Consider the following 14545-nt stretch of genomic DNA (forward strand, 5'->3'; position numbering starts at 1 on the left):
TTCTGGAGAGTACCCATGGCCGATATCGCCATTTTTGAAGACGAAGCGTTTACCGTTACCTCGCTGACCGCTGCACTCAATGATCAACCGTACCTGCCGGGCCGTATCAGCGCCTTGGGCCTGTTCCGCGAGGAAGGCATCACCACCCTGACCGTGCAGATTGAAAAGGACGGTGACACCCTGGCACTGGTGCCGGCCGGTGAGCGCGGTGGTTCTGGCCTGGTGGTTGCTGCGAGCAAGCGCAACCTGATCCCGTTCAACACCGTCCACCTGCCTGAGCGCTTCACGATCAAGGCGGATGAGATCCAAGGCATCCGCGCCTTCGGCACTCGCACTGAGCTGCAGGCGGTGCAGGATGTTGTCAATGCACGCCTGGCAAAGGCACGTCGACAGTTGGACGCCACGCATGAATTCCAGCGCATGGGCGCACTCAACGGCCAGATCCTCGACGCTGATGGTTCGACGGTGCTGCTGGACTTGTATGAGCGCTTCGGTGTTCAGCGTCAGAAGTTGTCCATGGGGCTGACTGAAGCCGGTACCGAGCTGCGGGTCAAATGCGGTGAGGCGCTGGACATGCAGGAGGATGCGCTGGGCAGCGTGACCAGCACCGGCTCGCGCGCCTTCTGCGGCAAGAACTTCTGGAACAAGCTGATCGTTCACAAGTCGGTCAAAGAAACCTACCTCAACAGTCAGCAAGCGGCGGCCTTGCGTGGTGATGCGCGCGAAAGCTTCGAGTTCGGCGGCATCATCTGGGAGCGCTATCGTGGCAAGGTCGCCGGTGTGTCTTTCGTCCACGACGACAAGGCACTGCTGGTGCCTGAAGGCGTGCCGGATCTGTACATCTCGGTGTTCGCGCCGGCCGACTACATGGAAACGGTCAACACCCAGGGCATTCCGTACTACAGCATGATCGAGCCGCTGCCCTTCAACAAAGGCATGGCCGGTGAGGCGCAGTCCAACCCGCTGCACCTGTGCACCCGACCGCGCGCCCAGATCCTGCTGGAACTCTGACCGTGGGCTTTCGCGATCTGATAGCCGAAGTCGACGCGGTGGTGTTCGAAACGCTGGGCGACACCGCGCGGATCGAGGGTCGCGAAGAGCCAGTGCTCGGCATGTTTGCCGCGCCCTGGCTGCAACCCAAGTTCGGCAAGCTCAACACCGGGTTGCGTGAGCCTCGTTTCGAGATCCGCGTCAGCGATTCGCAAGGTCTGGAACAGGGCATGCTGGTCAGCGTTGACCTGCCTGCCTTGGATGGCGGCGGTGACTACGACCTAATCCAGCTCGAACCGAGCGGTGACGGGCTGGTCGCCCTGATTCTGAGGTTGCGGCCATGAGCGTCGGCAGCTATTTCAAACCCTCGGCCGGGGGCGGGATGATCTCTATCCAGTCCTCGGCCGCAGACTTTCAGGCGTTCCAGGACTTCGCCAAGGTGGTGCCGAAAGCGGCTGCTGCGGCGCATCGGCGCGCAATCAACAAGACGTTGGGCTGGTTGCGCACGCACATCGCCCGAGCCGTCAGCCGGTCAGAGCGCATTGCTGTTGCAGCGGTGCGTCAGCGGTTGCGCAGCTATCCGGTTTCCGGCGGTGCTGCGAGCGGCAAACTGTGGTTCGGGTTGAACGCCATCGAATCCAGCCGGATCGGCCGGGCGCGGCAAACCGGCAGCGGTGTGTCGGTGGCGGGACGGCGTTACCAAGGGGCTTTCCTCAAGAAGGTCTACGGCAACAAACCCGACATCTGGATCCGCACAGCCAGCAAGCATTTCAACGGGGACGATTACCCGGACAGCACGGTGTCACCTGGTCGCGGGCCGAGTTCGGGCTGGGTCGCCGAACACGGCAGTCGTTTCCCGCTGGCCAAAGCCAAAGTGTCGCTGGAACAGGCCCGACCGCATTTCGATAGCTGGGTCAAAAAGGCCGATGAGCGTCTGCTGGAGGTTCTCAAGCAGGAACTCAACTTTGAGCTGCAGAAATACCTTAAGAGGATCGGCAATGTCTGACGAACCGTTCAGCCTGGACCAGCTTTATCGGGCGGTAGAACAGCATCTGCGTACCCACTTGCCTGGCGTGCAGGCCGTCACAGCCTGGCCAGATATTAAGGATCGCGTGTTGCTGCCAGCGGTGTTTCTGGAGGTGGCCGAGATCGAGCCGGGTACCGATATCGGCACCGGCGAAACTTCGCTGGTGTGCAAGTTCGAGGCTCGGATCATTGTTGACCCGATCAAGCCGCACCATCATCAACAGGCCGTGCAATTGGCGACCCAGTTGGCGGTGCTGCTGCGTGCGCAGACGTGGGGGTTGGCAGTTGAACCCGCCGAGTTTGTGCAATCGCTGCAGGACTGGACCCAGCCGCACCTGGATGGATACACCGTGTGGCTGGTGGAGTGGACTCAGCAGGTTTATCTCGGCGTTGAGGAATGGCCGTGGCCGGACGAACCACCGGGGACGTTGGTGTTTGAAGTCGATCCGGGTGACGGGCAATTCAGGCCGGAGGATCTGCCATGACTTACGCGAGCGCCCAACATGACCGCATGATCGCGGGGGCGGTCAAGGCTTGCTATGTGGTCGCGGTGGATCTGTCCGCATCGCCGCCAGCGTGCAGGGTATCTGATGGTGAGTGGACCAGCGCCTGGGTGCGCTGGCACAGCATCGCAGCGGGCAAGGCCAGGCACTGGCGGGCGCCGTCTTTGGGCGAGCAGGGCAGTTTGATCAGTCCCAGCGGTGACGTGTCACAAGGCACGTTTGTCCCGGGCCTGTACGGGAATGCCGGACCGCCGCCGGACAACCGCGACCACGTCGAGGTCTGGCGTTTCGATGATGGCGGCTCGCTGGTCTACGACTGGCAGGCTAAGTCTTACACCATCACCTTGCCGAGTGGCACGGTGGCGATCAAGGTCGGCGGCACGGATGTCGTCGTTACGGATAACGCGGTAACGGTGAAGTCGGGAACGATCGATCTTGAAGCGACCGTGAATATCAAAGGGCCTGTCAATATCGACGGCCCGTTATCCGTAACGGGCAACATCGACGGCGCCGGCGACATCATGGCCGCCGGTATCAGCGACAACCACCACAAGCACTAACCCGAACATTCATCCAGCCCGCCGCGTGCGGGCTTTTTTGTACCTGGAGAAAATACATGGCCAAGATCAATGACCAGTCTGTCGAGGAGCAATCGCTGCCATTAACTCGACAACCCGCTACCGCTCTCCTGCGAGCGCCGGATCTGCTGCTGAAGTTTCGCGACAAGCTCTATACCTCGCGAACCCTGTGCATCCCTGGAACGGATCGCACCTTGGTGGTGGCCAAGCACACGGTCGAGGTGTCGGCGTCCGATGAGCAGGCTGTCAGCTTCCTGAAGACGCATCCCGAACTTGAACCGCTGGAGTGACCTAGATGATCGGAATGGATCGCCACACCGGCCAACCCATTTCCGGCATCAAGCACTTGCGCCAATCCATCGCAGACATCTTGGGCACGCCGCTGGGCAGTCGCCGGCACCGTATGGAGTACGGCAGCAAGCTGCGCCGGTTTGTCGATTTGCCCGTTAACGAGGGCTGGAAAAGCGCCGTACAGGCTGAAGTCGTCCGCGCTCTAGGGCGCTGGGAGCCGCGTTTGAAGCTGGATCAGGTGCGCGTTATTTCCGTCGTTGGCGGGCAAATCAATATGCAAATCGTCGGGAAGTACCTGGGCGACAGCGTCACGTTGGAGGTGGCCGCATGAGTACCGTTGATCTGTCGTCGTTGCCGGCACCGACCGTGTTGGAGCCTTTGGACTTTGAAGAGGTTTATCAGGACGGGCTGGGCGTGTTTCGCGGGTACATGGGCGGCAACTGGACGGCCGCGCTGGAAAGCGATCCGGTGGTCAAAGTGCTTGAGGTTGGGGCTTACAGCAAGGTCGGCAACCGCGCCCGGGTCAATGACGCCGGCAAGGCGCTACTGCTCGCGCACGCCATTCGCGGCGACCTCGATCAGTTGGGGGCTAACGTCAATCTGAAGCGCCTGGTGATTCAGGTGGCGGATCTGCAAGCGGTGCCACCGGTGCCCGAGGTCATGGAAGACGACGACCCGTTTCGCGAGCGCATCCAGTTGGCCTATGAGGGCTTGACCACGGCCGGCCCGCGTAACAGCTACATCCTGCACGCGCGTAACGCCTCGGGGCTGGTGGCGGATGCCACGGCTGAAAGCCCGGCGCCTTGTTACGTTACGGTAACGGTGCTGGGGCTGGACGGGGAAGGCGAAGCGGCGCCGGATCTGCTGGCGACGGTGGCCGCTGCGTTGAATGACGATGACGTGCGCCCGGTCTGTGATCGGGTGACCGTGCAGAGTGCGCAGGTGATCCGCTACGAGATTGACGCCATCTTGCATATGACCGGCGCCGGCCCGGAAGTGGATGCCAGTTTGGCCGAAGCGAAAAGCCGATTGGCCGGTTGGATCAATCCACGCAAGCGGCTGGGCGTCGAGGTCGCACGCTCCGCTGTTGATGCTCAGTTGCACGTTGCCGGCGTTGCCCGGGTTGAGTTGGTTGGGTGGCAGGACCTGGCCCCGACCAAGGCTCAGGCGGCGTTCTGCACGCGCTACAACGTGAGGCTGGCGGGCTGATATGAAAAGTCTACTGCCGCTTAATAGCACGCAACTGGAACGGGCCATGGAGGCCGCGTTTTTCGAAAAGACGATTGTCCCGCTGCGCGACCTCTACAACCCCGACACCTGTCCGGTGCATCTGCTGCCGCATCTGGCGTGGGCGTGGTCGGTCGATCGCTGGGATTACCGATGGTCTGAGGCGACCAAGCGCGCGGCCATCAAGGCGTCGTTTTACATCCACAAGCACAAGGGCACGATCGGCGCGCTGCGTCGTGTGGTCGAGCCGCTGGGCTATCTGATCGAGATTGTCGAGTGGTTCCAGACGGTGCCCGAGGGCGTGCCGGGCACCTTCGCGCTGAAGGTCGGCGTGCTGGACACTGGCATCACCGAGGAAATGTATCAGGAGCTAGAGCGCCTGATTGACGACGCCAAGCCTGTCACGCGGCACCTGACCGGGCTGGCGATCAGCCTTGAAACTCAAGGTGATTTGAATATCGCCGTGTCCCTTTACGAAGGCGACGAAATCGACGTTTACCCACCCGTCATGCGTGACATCGAGGTCACCGGCAGATTTGGCGTGGTCGGCCGCGAACATTCCATAGACACCCTGGACGTTTATTATGATTGATGCGAACTCGCAATTTTTTGCGATCCTCACGACCGTGGGGATGGCCAAGCAGGCGAACGCCGACGCGCTTGGCATTCCATGGCTGATCACGCAAATGGGCGTGGGGGATGCCAACCCGGGCGGGCTGGCCGATCCGCCTAATCCAGTGCCGTCGGCCGGTCAATCCAAGCTGCTCAATGAGTGGCGCCGCAAGCCGCTCAACCAACTGAAGATCGACCCGGTCAATCCGGCGGTGATCATCGCAGAGCAAATCATTCCCGCCGATGAGGGCGGTAAGTGGATTCGCGAAATCGGCCTCTACGATGCGGACGGCGATCTGGTAGCGGTGGCCAATTGCGCGCCGAGCTTCAAGCCGCTGCTGTCGCAAGGCTCGGGTCGCACGCAAATCGTGCGGATGAACTTCATCGTCACCAGTACCGGCAACATTCAGCTCAAGATTGACCCGTCGGTGGTGCTGGCGACGCGAGAGTATGTTGACGCAAAGATTCTGGAAGAGCTGTACAAACTCGACAACAAGCAGTCGGTGCGGGTCGCGACCACGGCCAACATTGCGCTGACCGGGCTTCAGTCCATTGATGGCGTGGCACTGGCTGTCGGTGACCGGGTATTGGTGAAAAACCAGAACGCCGCCAAGGACAATGGCATTTGGGTTGCAGCGGCGGCAGGCTGGTCGCGCGCAGTGGATGCTGACTCTAGTTCAGAGGTGACGTCGGCGTTGCTGGTGTCGGTCGAGCAGGGCGCAACGTTGGCCGATACCCGCTGGCAGTTGATCACCGACGGGGTCATTGTCCTGGGCGCCACGGCGCTGACGTTCCAGAACGTGACCCAAGGCTTTGCGCCCATCAATTCGCCGGCGCTGATCAATCCGACAGCAAATACCCCGGCTCAGTTTGATGTCAGTCAGAAACTCGCTACGACGGAGTTTGTGCAGCGCGCGGCGGGTAGTTTGGCCGGCTACGTTGCCTATGCGGTGAGTACGGATTTGACGGCGGCCGATGTTGGTAAGTACGTCTACGCAAGCGCGCCAGTCATGATGCTTACATTGCCTGATGCGGCCCTGCTGCCTGCTGGGAGCAGGATCTATATACAGGCCGCTGCTAACACTACCTGCACCGTAAAGTCCATCAACGGCAATTTAAGCGGGCCTAATGGCAATACACATGGCTCGCCCAATTTGGTGCTGGGTAATGGTACGGCGTCGGAGTTCATCGCGGCGGGCCTGGGCTGGCTAGCCGTTGGTGGATCTGGGATTGCGGTTCTAGCGGCTAGCGGTTATCAGAGGTTGTCGGGCGGTCTGATTATTCAATGGGGTAGCGCTCTGGCAACGGCGGCTGATTACTTAGTCACCTTTCCGATCGCCTTCCCAGTTGGGCCGATGTCGCTGGTCTTTGGGCAGAATGAGGGTAGTACCAGCTTCCATAACAACTACCTGACGGCTACCGGGTTCAAGTATCGAAACGCCGCTTCGACTTACCCCGATCAATTTACGTGGATCTGCATCGGTTACTAAGGGGGCTTATGTTTGCTTCAAAATCTACTGGCGGGTTTTACGACTCAGCTACTCACGTATCAATGCCCGGGGATGTGGTGGAAATCACCGCCGAAGCGCATGCCGCGCTTATGGCTGGGCATGGTCAGGGAAAAGTCGTTGGCTGGGGTGAAGATGGCTACCCGATGCTCATCGATCCGCCCTTGCCATCTTCTGGATATTTCGCGGAAGTTGAACGGTCATGGCGCGACGTGCAGCTAGCCGCTACTGACGGCGTTGTTGCTCGGCATCGGGACGAGCTGGAGGCGAGCGTCGAGACGACTTTATCCCCTGATCAATACACCGAACTTCAGATGTACCGCCGTTCATTGCGCAATTGGCCGGAGGCGGGGGAGTTCCCGCTAGTCGACCATCGCCCGATCGCGCCGCCTTGGCTCATAGAGCAAACCCAATAAACGCCCCGCACTGACGGGGCGTATTTCATTCCGTACGCGTAACACCAACACCCTCACAGCCTCGCTTATGCGGGGCTTTTTCGTTTCTGGAGACTGACCCTTATGAGTTTTTTCCACGGCGTCACGACCACCTCGGTCGACACTGGCGCGCGCACCATCTCGCTGCCGTCGTCGTCGATTATCGGTCTGTGTGACACCTTCACCCCGGGTGTCCTCGGCGGCGGTACGGCCAAGGCGGGCGAGCTGAAGTTGATCACCACCGAGCGCGAAGCCATTGCCGCCTTCGGCGCCGACTCGGCGATCACCAAGGCCTGTCAGGCCATCTACGTCAAAGCCAAGGCGGTGATCGTCGCCATCGGTGTAGCCAAGCTGGAAGACCCTGCGCTGCAAACCTCGGCGATCATCGGCGGCGTGCTGGAGTCGGGGCAGCGTACTGGCCTACAGGCGCTGCTCGACGGCAAAAGCTTGTTCAACGCCCAGCCGCGATTGCTGATCGCCCCGGGCCACACCGCGACTCAGGCGGTGGCCACGGCCATCGACAGCGTGGCGCAGAAGCTGCGTGCCATCGGCATCATCGACGGGCCGGGTACGACCGACGAGGCTGCTATTGCCTACGCCGAGAACTTCGGCAGTCGCAACCTGTTCATGGTCGACCCGGATGTGAAGTACTGGGACACCGTCACCAGCTCGACGGTCGATGCACCCGGCTCGGCTTGGGCGGCAGGCCTGTTTGCGTGGACGGATGCTGAGTACGGTTTCTGGGCCTCGCCATCGAACAAGGAATTGACCGGTATCACCGGTACCGGCCGCGCGGTCGAGTATCTGGACGGCGACGAGACGTGCCGGGCCAACCTGCTCAACAACGCCAATATCACCACGATCATTCGCGACGACGGTTACCGCCTGTGGGGCAACCGCACACTGTCGAGCGATCCGAAGTGGGCATTCGTTACCCGCGTTCGCACGCTGTTCATTCTCATGGATGCGGTGCAGGCCGGGCACAAGTGGGCGGTCGACCGATCGATCACCAAGACCTACGTGACCGATGTCACCAACGGTCTGGATGCGTTCATGCGCGATCTGAAAGCCCAGGGCGCGATCATCAACTTTGAAGTGTTCCCCGACACCGAACTGAACACGGCCAGCCAGATCGCCCAGGGCAAGGTGTATTGGCGCATCCGTTTCACCGACGTACCGCCGGCGGAAAACCCGAATTTCCTTTTTGAAGTCACCGATCAATGGATGACCGAAGTGCTTGAAGCAGCCTAAGGGGGCGTAACCAATGATTCCTCAGACTTTGTACAACACCAACCTGTTCGTCGACGGCGTGAACTTCTCCGGCGACGTGCCGAGCCTGACGCTGCCCAAGCTGACCACCAAGACTGACGAATATCGTGGCGGCGGCATGGCCGGGCCCATCGAGATGGATCAGGGGCTGGAGAAAATGGAAGCCTCGTTTGTCACCAAGGGCGTGCGCCGCGAGTCGCTGAAGTACTTCGGCCTGGCCGACGGCACAGCGTTCAACGCCACGTTCCGAGGTGCCTTCAAGGGCCAAAAGGGCACGGTGACAGCGGTCGTTGCCACCCTGCGCGGTCGCCTCAAAGAGGTCGATCTCGGTGACTGGAAAGCGGGCGATGCTGCTGAGATCAAACACGCCGTTGCGGTCACGTATTACAAGCTCGAAATCGATGGGCGCCTGATGTACGAGGTCGACATGGTCGCCGGCATTCAGGTGATCGACGGCAAAGACCAACTGCTCGAAGTGCGCAATGCGCTCGGCCTGTAAGGAAAGATTTAGATGACTCAAGCAATCGCTCAAAACCTGCCGGCCTGGCTGTCGCTCAGTGCGCTCGGCGCCGTTGTAACGCTGACCCGACCAAGCAAGGCCAACAGCATCGACGTCGAGGCGTTGAACCTGCGTAACCCGACTGTGCGGGAAGTGCGCGCGGCCGACCGTGCTGCCAACGGCGACGACGAACAACGCGAACTGATGCTGTTCGCAGGTCTCGCCGAAGTCGGACTGAAGGATCTGGAAGGCCTCAAGCTGACGGATTATCGCCGCGTGCAAACGGCGTATTCGCACCTGGTACCGAGAACTGATTATTCGGACTCGATGCCGGCGTGGTTGTCGCTGACCACCGATCAGGTGCAGGTAACGCTGTCGTACCCGAGTGAAATCAACGGCGTGACGGTCGACAAGCTGGTTTTGCGTTCGCCGACCGTGGGCGACGTGCGTGCGGCCAACCGTGAAGTGGGTGGTGATGATGAGCAGCGCGAGCTGGTGTTGTTTGCTGCGTTGTCCGGTGCGCCTGTCGCGGATCTGGAGGGGCTGAAGCTGGTGGATTTTAACCGCTTGCAGGCCGGCTATTTTCGCATGGACAACGACGACGGGCTTTAACCCCAGCGTGATCAAGTCGGCGGCGAAACGTCTGGCGGCGGAAACCGGATTTTCCGCCGCCGAGATCCAGTCGATGCCGTTTGCGGAAATGGTGTGGTGGCTCACGGATTGAGCCGCCATCGGTAATGCTGGGCACATGGGGGCCGTGATATGGCAAACAAACTCGCCCTCGGGCTGGTGATCGGCGGTGCCGTCAGTTCCACGGTCGGCGCCGCGTTCAAGGACGTGACCGGGCGCATCAAGCGCCTCGAGACAGAAGGTAACAAAGCGCGGGTGCTGCAGCGCACGATTGGCGACACCATCCGCCTGCGCGAAGAATGGAAAAAGGCTCACGACACCGGCGCGGCTGGTGCATCCAAATTACTCAACCGTTTGAACTCGAACCTCGACAGCTTGAAAAAGCAGGGGATCGAGGTGGGTCGGCTGGAAAAAGCCTATCGCTCGATGGGGCAGACGGCCAACAAAGCCGAGCTGAAAGCCAAGGGTCATCAGCAGATTGATTCTGGCGTAAAGGGTATGAAGGGCGCCGTCGGTGCAGCGGTGGTCGGTGTCGGTGCCATGGCGGTACCGACCAAGGTCAGCGCTGACTTTGGCGCGATTGTGCGTGACATCGCGATCAAGGCCGGCATTGCCAACAAGCCGCAAGAGCAGGAGATGTCGCGCAAGATCATAGACACTTCGCGCGACACAGGCATGGCGCGCAACGATGTGGCCGACGTGGTCAATCAGTTGGTCGGTGCCGGTATGGACCTGAGCAAGGCACTGGAGTACGCACCTGTCGCGGCCAAGTTTGTCGTGGGGCAGGGATCCAGCGGCGTCGACACGGCGAAGATGATCAACGCTCTGGGACAGAACGCCAAGATCACCGACCCCAAGCAGATGCAGCAGGCGCTGGAGGCGATCGCGTACCAAGGGCAGGCGGGCAGCTTTGAAGCGGCCGACATGGCCAAGTGGTTTCCCGAACTGCTGGCCAACATGGCCAGCAACGGCATCACCGGCTTAGACGCGGTGACGCAACTGGGCGCCATGTTGCAGGTGCAGATGAAGCAGGCCGGCAGTTCGGACGAAGCAGCCAACAACCTGAAAAACTGGATGGGCAAAATCGGTTCGACCGATACGGTCAAGGCTTATGAAAAAGCCGGGATTGATTACAAGGGATCGATGCAGACCGGTTTGCAAAACGGTATGTCGACGCTTGAGACCAGCATGGCGCTGGCTCAGAAGTACATTCAGGCAACCGATCCGAAGCGTGCGGCGGCCATGGCCGAAGCGACGTCAAAAATCAGCAAGGAAGCCAATCCCGAAAAGGCCAAGGCCATGATGGCCTCGCTGGAAGAATCCCTGCGCACCGGCGACCTGTTCGCCGACATGCAGGTCAAGGCCGCACTGTCGGCCTACATGCAGAACAAGGCGCTGTACAGCCAGCTCAAAAACGATTCGCGTGACGCGACCGGGATCCTCGACAAAAACCTCGCCGAGCGGCGCGAGTCGTCATCGCAGAAATGGGCGGAAATGGCCCAGTCGATGGATGACGCCATGCGTAGCGTCGGTGATGCGCTGCGCCCGGTGACGGACACCGTGGCCGAGTCGTTGACCAAGGTGACTAAAGGCATTACGTCGCTGACGGATAGCGCGCCCGGGGTGGTTGCCGGTATCGCCACGGTCGGGGCGGGGCTGATCGCCTTAAAAGGTATCTTCAACACGATCAAGATCAGCAAGGGGCTGCTAAACCTTGCGCGTGGGTCGCGCGGTGGCAGGAATGGGAGCGAAGCCCCAAATAAAAACCCCGGAGAACTTGATCTGGTAGCGACTGGCCTGGATGTTGTTTCACGGGTGAAGGAAGCGGCAACAGGCGATGGCCTTGGTACTGAAAGTGGTGCAGGTAACGACGGCGTCAAGAAGGTTTTCGTCGTCAATGCCGGCGCTATGGGTGGCGGTGTGGATGCGTCGGGCGAATCGCGCCGACGTGGACGTGGGTCAAGGCGCAGCGCTCGGCGCCGGTCGTTGCCGAGTTCGAGGGGGCCTCGCCCGTCTGTGCCTCGTCCCCCTGTTTCGATCCCATCGCCATCAGTCCCTTCCGTTCAAACTGGGGCATTGTCCAAGCTCGGCGTCGTCGCAGGAACCGTCGGTAAGGTCGGCAAGGCGGCCAAGGTCATTCCTGGCGGCACGCTGCTGGAGTCCGGCGCGATGGCTTTTGAAACCTTTCAAAACGCCAAGACCAAGGACGAAAAAGCCGAGGGCTACGGTGCGGCTGCGGGCAATCTCGCCGGCACGATGGCAGGCGCAGCAGCAGGCGCCGCCATCGGTTCGGTTGTGCCGATCATTGGCACCGCGATCGGCGGCCTGATCGGTGCTTACCTGGGCAGTCAGGGCGGCGCGGCGCTGGGCGGGTCGTTGGGTAAGTCGCTGTTCGGCGGCGAGGATGAAAAGCCCGAGCAAACGGCAAAGGCGCCGGTGCCGTCCACGCCGCTCATGATGGCGTCAGCGGCGCAGCAAGGCCCGGTGCTGGGGGATGTCGCGCGCTCGATGGCGGTGACGGCGCCGCTCAAGTCGGCGGCGCTGGCTATCCAGCCCAAGGAGCCGGCGAAGGCGGAGCCGACCAAGGTGGATCAGCAGTTTCAGTATTCACTGAGTATGCCGGTGACCGTGCAGGGCGACGTGAAAGACCCGCAAACCTTGGCGCAGGATCTGATGCCGCACATGCAGCGAATGATGGCGGATGCGGCGAAGAGTAACGCCGCCAAGCTGTACGACGAACCCCATGTCTAAGGAGGTTTCATGGCTTACATGGAGCAGATGCAATCAAGTCTGAAGTATCTGGTGGATGCGGCTGAAACCGGGCGGCGTAGCGCCGATGGCATGCTGTCCCCGGTCAATGGCGCGATCCGCGAACTGACCGGCGCCGCATCCGAACTGGAAAACATCCCGTTTGTTGGTCCGGCCATCGGCGCCAAACTTCAGCGAGTGATGCGTGGCGTCGACGCGGCTCAGGCCAAGGTCGGTCAGGTGGTAGCGGTGTACGGCCGCGCCACCCGGGCGGCGGCTGAAGTGCAGGATCGGCTGGGCACATTGAAGGAGCAGGCGGGCAAGGCGGCCACGGCGATCAACAACGTTGCCGGCAAGGTCAGTCCGTCGCTGGCCAACATCGTGCCCACCAGTTCCTTTGCCGTGGAGGCCACGCCGGCGCCGGAGGCGGTGAAGCCGTTCCCGCATCTGATGATCATTCAGCCGCGCGATCCCAAGATTGAGCCGTATTACTTCAACCTGGACACCGCAGCCTTTGATGAGCTGAGCCGTTCGACTGAATTCCGCTGGGCTTCGCAGGAGCGGTTGACGCGCCGGCCGGCGAAGCAGGCCATCGGTATGGGGGATGAAAAATTGACGCTCAAAGGCACGATCTACCCAAGCTTCAAAGGTGGATTGAAGCAGCTCGATACGCTGCGCTCCATTGGGGCCAGGCTTCAACCGCTGACCCTGACCACGGGCTATGGCGAGGTGATCGGGACTTGGTGCCTGAAAAACATAAACGAGGAACAATCCGCGCTGCTGCACGGCGGGATAGCTCGAAAACAGGGTTTCACTTTGGAGTTTGAACGCTATGGCGACGACATGCAGGACGTCTGACGGCGACATGCTCGATGTCATTTGCAACAACGTTTACGGCCATCTGAATGGCAGCGTCGAGGCCGTGCTCGATGCCAACCAGGGGTTGGCCGATGAGCCTCAGCCGTTCCGGTCTGGCGTGATTATCGTCCTGCCAGATCTGCCGAGTCCGACCAGTGAGGGCGTCAGCTTGTGGGATTGACCCGGGGCGATGCCTTCGCCGGCGCCGCGTCGCGTTACGCGTAACGACACCTTGTTTTTCTGGCCCGCCTTGTGCGGGTTTTTTTATTGGAAAAAAACCATGACTCCGATGTTTCGAATCGTCGCCGATGGGTCCGACGTCACGGCCAAGATCAATGATCGGCTGTTGTTGCTGCGTACCTCTGACAAGCCGGGCATGGAGTCCGACGAGTTTGAGTTGCGTATCGACGACCGTGACGGGCAAGTGCAATTGCCTCGTCGCGGCAGCTCAATCGAGATTTACCTGGGGTATGCCGAAACAGCCCTGACGCGCATGGGCAGCTATACCGTGGACACGGTCGAGGTGTCAGGCCCACCCGATACCATCGTGATCAAGGGCAAGGCCAGCGACATGCGGGGTAGTGGCAAGACCATCCGCAGCGGAAGCTGGGAAGACGTGCCGTTGTCGAAGATCGTGGCTGACGTGGCTGCGCGTAATGGATGGACGCCGGTGTGTCCGGTGTCCACCAAGGTCGCCCGGGTCGACCAGCTCAACGAGTCCGATTTTAATTTCATCACCCGGCTGGCCAAGCAATACAACTGCACGGCCAAGGTGGCCGACGGCAAGTTGTTGGTGATGCCGCGCCAAGGTGGCCAGACAGCCAGCGGCAAGACGTTCGGCGCCATTACCCTGACTCGACGCGACCTCAGCCGTTGGCAATTCAGTCTAGGCGATCGCAACTCACACAAGGCGGTCGCGACCAAGCACCAGAACAAGAAGGACGGCAAGCTGGAGGTGGTCACCATCGACAACGATGACTCCCCGGACGGTCTGCCGGCGGTGCATACCGATCGCCATATCTACCCGAACAAGACCGCCGCCGAAGCGGCCGCCAAGGCCCGTCTGTCAGCGTTCAATCGCTCGACCGCCGACGTGCGATTTGAGATGCCCGGCCGAACAGACATCTTTGCCGAGCGGCCGATTCTCGCCCAAGGCTTTAAGGAAGGGCTTGATGGCGAATACCTGGCGGATTCGGTCGAGCAGGTGTTCACCCAGTCCGGCTGGTCCACCACGGTCGAATGCAACGCCGGCAAAGCAGGTAAATCCAAGGGCAAGAAAAAGAAGGGACTGAAACCACCGCTCAAGGTTGTGAACATCGAGAAGCAGTAACCGCACCCCATGGCCGCCTGAGTGCGGTTTCTTTATATCTGG

At 60.8% G+C, this 14545-nt stretch carries 18 protein-coding genes; all 18 read left to right on the forward strand.

Annotated elements, in window-relative coordinates:
- The first annotated feature begins 15 nt into the window (after nt 1–15).
- The 18 genes from AC0Z5Z_RS18175 (at nt 16) to AC0Z5Z_RS18260 (ending at nt 14503) form a co-directional block, all read left to right on the forward strand.
- Nucleotides 16–1011: a major capsid protein gene (locus tag AC0Z5Z_RS18175; protein ID WP_041481041.1), complete on the forward strand. Its 996-nt coding sequence runs from the start codon at nt 16–18 to the stop codon at nt 1009–1011.
- Between the two features lie 2 nt (nt 1012–1013).
- Nucleotides 1014–1334, forward strand: coding sequence for a head-tail joining protein (locus AC0Z5Z_RS18180; RefSeq protein WP_034155914.1), 321 nt, complete (start codon nt 1014–1016; stop codon nt 1332–1334).
- Nucleotides 1331–1996 (forward strand): hypothetical protein, encoded by a 666-nt coding sequence (locus AC0Z5Z_RS18185; RefSeq protein ID WP_485611464.1) that lies wholly within the window; start codon nt 1331–1333, stop codon nt 1994–1996. Before AC0Z5Z_RS18180 ends, AC0Z5Z_RS18185 begins: the two co-directional genes overlap by 4 nt.
- On the forward strand, nt 1989–2501 hold the full coding sequence (locus AC0Z5Z_RS18190; protein WP_485611465.1) for a hypothetical protein: 513 nt from the start codon (nt 1989–1991) through the stop codon (nt 2499–2501). Before AC0Z5Z_RS18185 ends, AC0Z5Z_RS18190 begins: the two co-directional genes overlap by 8 nt.
- Nucleotides 2498–3079, forward strand: coding sequence for a phage baseplate assembly protein V (locus tag AC0Z5Z_RS18195; protein ID WP_485611466.1), 582 nt, complete (start codon nt 2498–2500; stop codon nt 3077–3079). The genes AC0Z5Z_RS18190 and AC0Z5Z_RS18195 overlap by 4 nt, the downstream gene beginning before the upstream one ends.
- A gap of 56 nt (nt 3080–3135) precedes the next feature.
- Nucleotides 3136–3387: a hypothetical protein gene (locus AC0Z5Z_RS18200; RefSeq protein ID WP_485611467.1), complete on the forward strand. Its 252-nt coding sequence runs from the start codon at nt 3136–3138 to the stop codon at nt 3385–3387.
- A 5-nt stretch (nt 3388–3392) separates the two neighbouring features.
- The gene (locus AC0Z5Z_RS18205) at nt 3393–3719 is read left to right on the forward strand and encodes a GPW/gp25 family protein (RefSeq protein WP_485611468.1); all 327 of its coding nucleotides are present in this window, start codon (nt 3393–3395) and stop codon (nt 3717–3719) included.
- A complete protein-coding gene (locus tag AC0Z5Z_RS18210; RefSeq protein WP_485611469.1) occupies nt 3716–4597 on the forward strand; it encodes a baseplate assembly protein in 882 nt (293 codons plus the stop codon). Before AC0Z5Z_RS18205 ends, AC0Z5Z_RS18210 begins: the two co-directional genes overlap by 4 nt.
- 1 nt (nt 4598) lies before the next feature.
- On the forward strand, nt 4599–5207 hold the full coding sequence (locus AC0Z5Z_RS18215; RefSeq protein ID WP_485611470.1) for a phage tail protein I: 609 nt from the start codon (nt 4599–4601) through the stop codon (nt 5205–5207).
- Entirely contained in the window at nt 5200–6717 is a 1518-nt protein-coding gene (locus AC0Z5Z_RS18220; protein WP_485611471.1) for a phage tail protein, read from the forward strand. Before AC0Z5Z_RS18215 ends, AC0Z5Z_RS18220 begins: the two co-directional genes overlap by 8 nt.
- Nucleotides 6718–6725: 8 nt before the next feature.
- Nucleotides 6726–7151, forward strand: a complete 426-nt coding sequence (locus AC0Z5Z_RS18225; RefSeq protein ID WP_485611472.1) for a phage tail protein — start codon at nt 6726–6728, stop codon at nt 7149–7151.
- Between the two features lie 102 nt (nt 7152–7253).
- Nucleotides 7254–8420 (forward strand): phage tail sheath subtilisin-like domain-containing protein, encoded by a 1167-nt coding sequence (locus AC0Z5Z_RS18230; protein ID WP_485611473.1) that lies wholly within the window; start codon nt 7254–7256, stop codon nt 8418–8420.
- A 13-nt stretch (nt 8421–8433) separates the two neighbouring features.
- Nucleotides 8434–8937 carry a phage major tail tube protein gene (locus AC0Z5Z_RS18235; RefSeq protein WP_485611474.1) on the forward strand — a complete coding sequence of 168 codons (504 nt, stop codon included), beginning with the start codon at nt 8434–8436 and terminating at the stop codon, nt 8935–8937.
- Between the two features lie 12 nt (nt 8938–8949).
- Nucleotides 8950–9549: a phage tail assembly protein gene (locus AC0Z5Z_RS18240; protein WP_485611475.1), complete on the forward strand. Its 600-nt coding sequence runs from the start codon at nt 8950–8952 to the stop codon at nt 9547–9549.
- Nucleotides 9550–9699: 150 nt separating this feature from the next.
- Entirely contained in the window at nt 9700–12318 is a 2619-nt protein-coding gene (locus AC0Z5Z_RS18245) for a phage tail tape measure protein (RefSeq protein WP_485611476.1), read from the forward strand.
- A gap of 9 nt (nt 12319–12327) precedes the next feature.
- The gene (locus AC0Z5Z_RS18250; protein ID WP_485611477.1) at nt 12328–13173 is read left to right on the forward strand and encodes a phage tail protein; all 846 of its coding nucleotides are present in this window, start codon (nt 12328–12330) and stop codon (nt 13171–13173) included.
- Entirely contained in the window at nt 13148–13354 is a 207-nt protein-coding gene (locus AC0Z5Z_RS18255; RefSeq protein WP_064596196.1) for a tail protein X, read from the forward strand. Before AC0Z5Z_RS18250 ends, AC0Z5Z_RS18255 begins: the two co-directional genes overlap by 26 nt.
- Before the next feature lie 99 nt (nt 13355–13453).
- On the forward strand, nt 13454–14503 hold the full coding sequence (locus AC0Z5Z_RS18260) for a phage late control D family protein (RefSeq protein WP_485611478.1): 1050 nt from the start codon (nt 13454–13456) through the stop codon (nt 14501–14503).
- Nucleotides 14504–14545: the final 42 nt, after the last annotated feature.

Source organism: Pseudomonas sp. 1L-E-NC-VB-C3, from assembly GCF_057291535.1.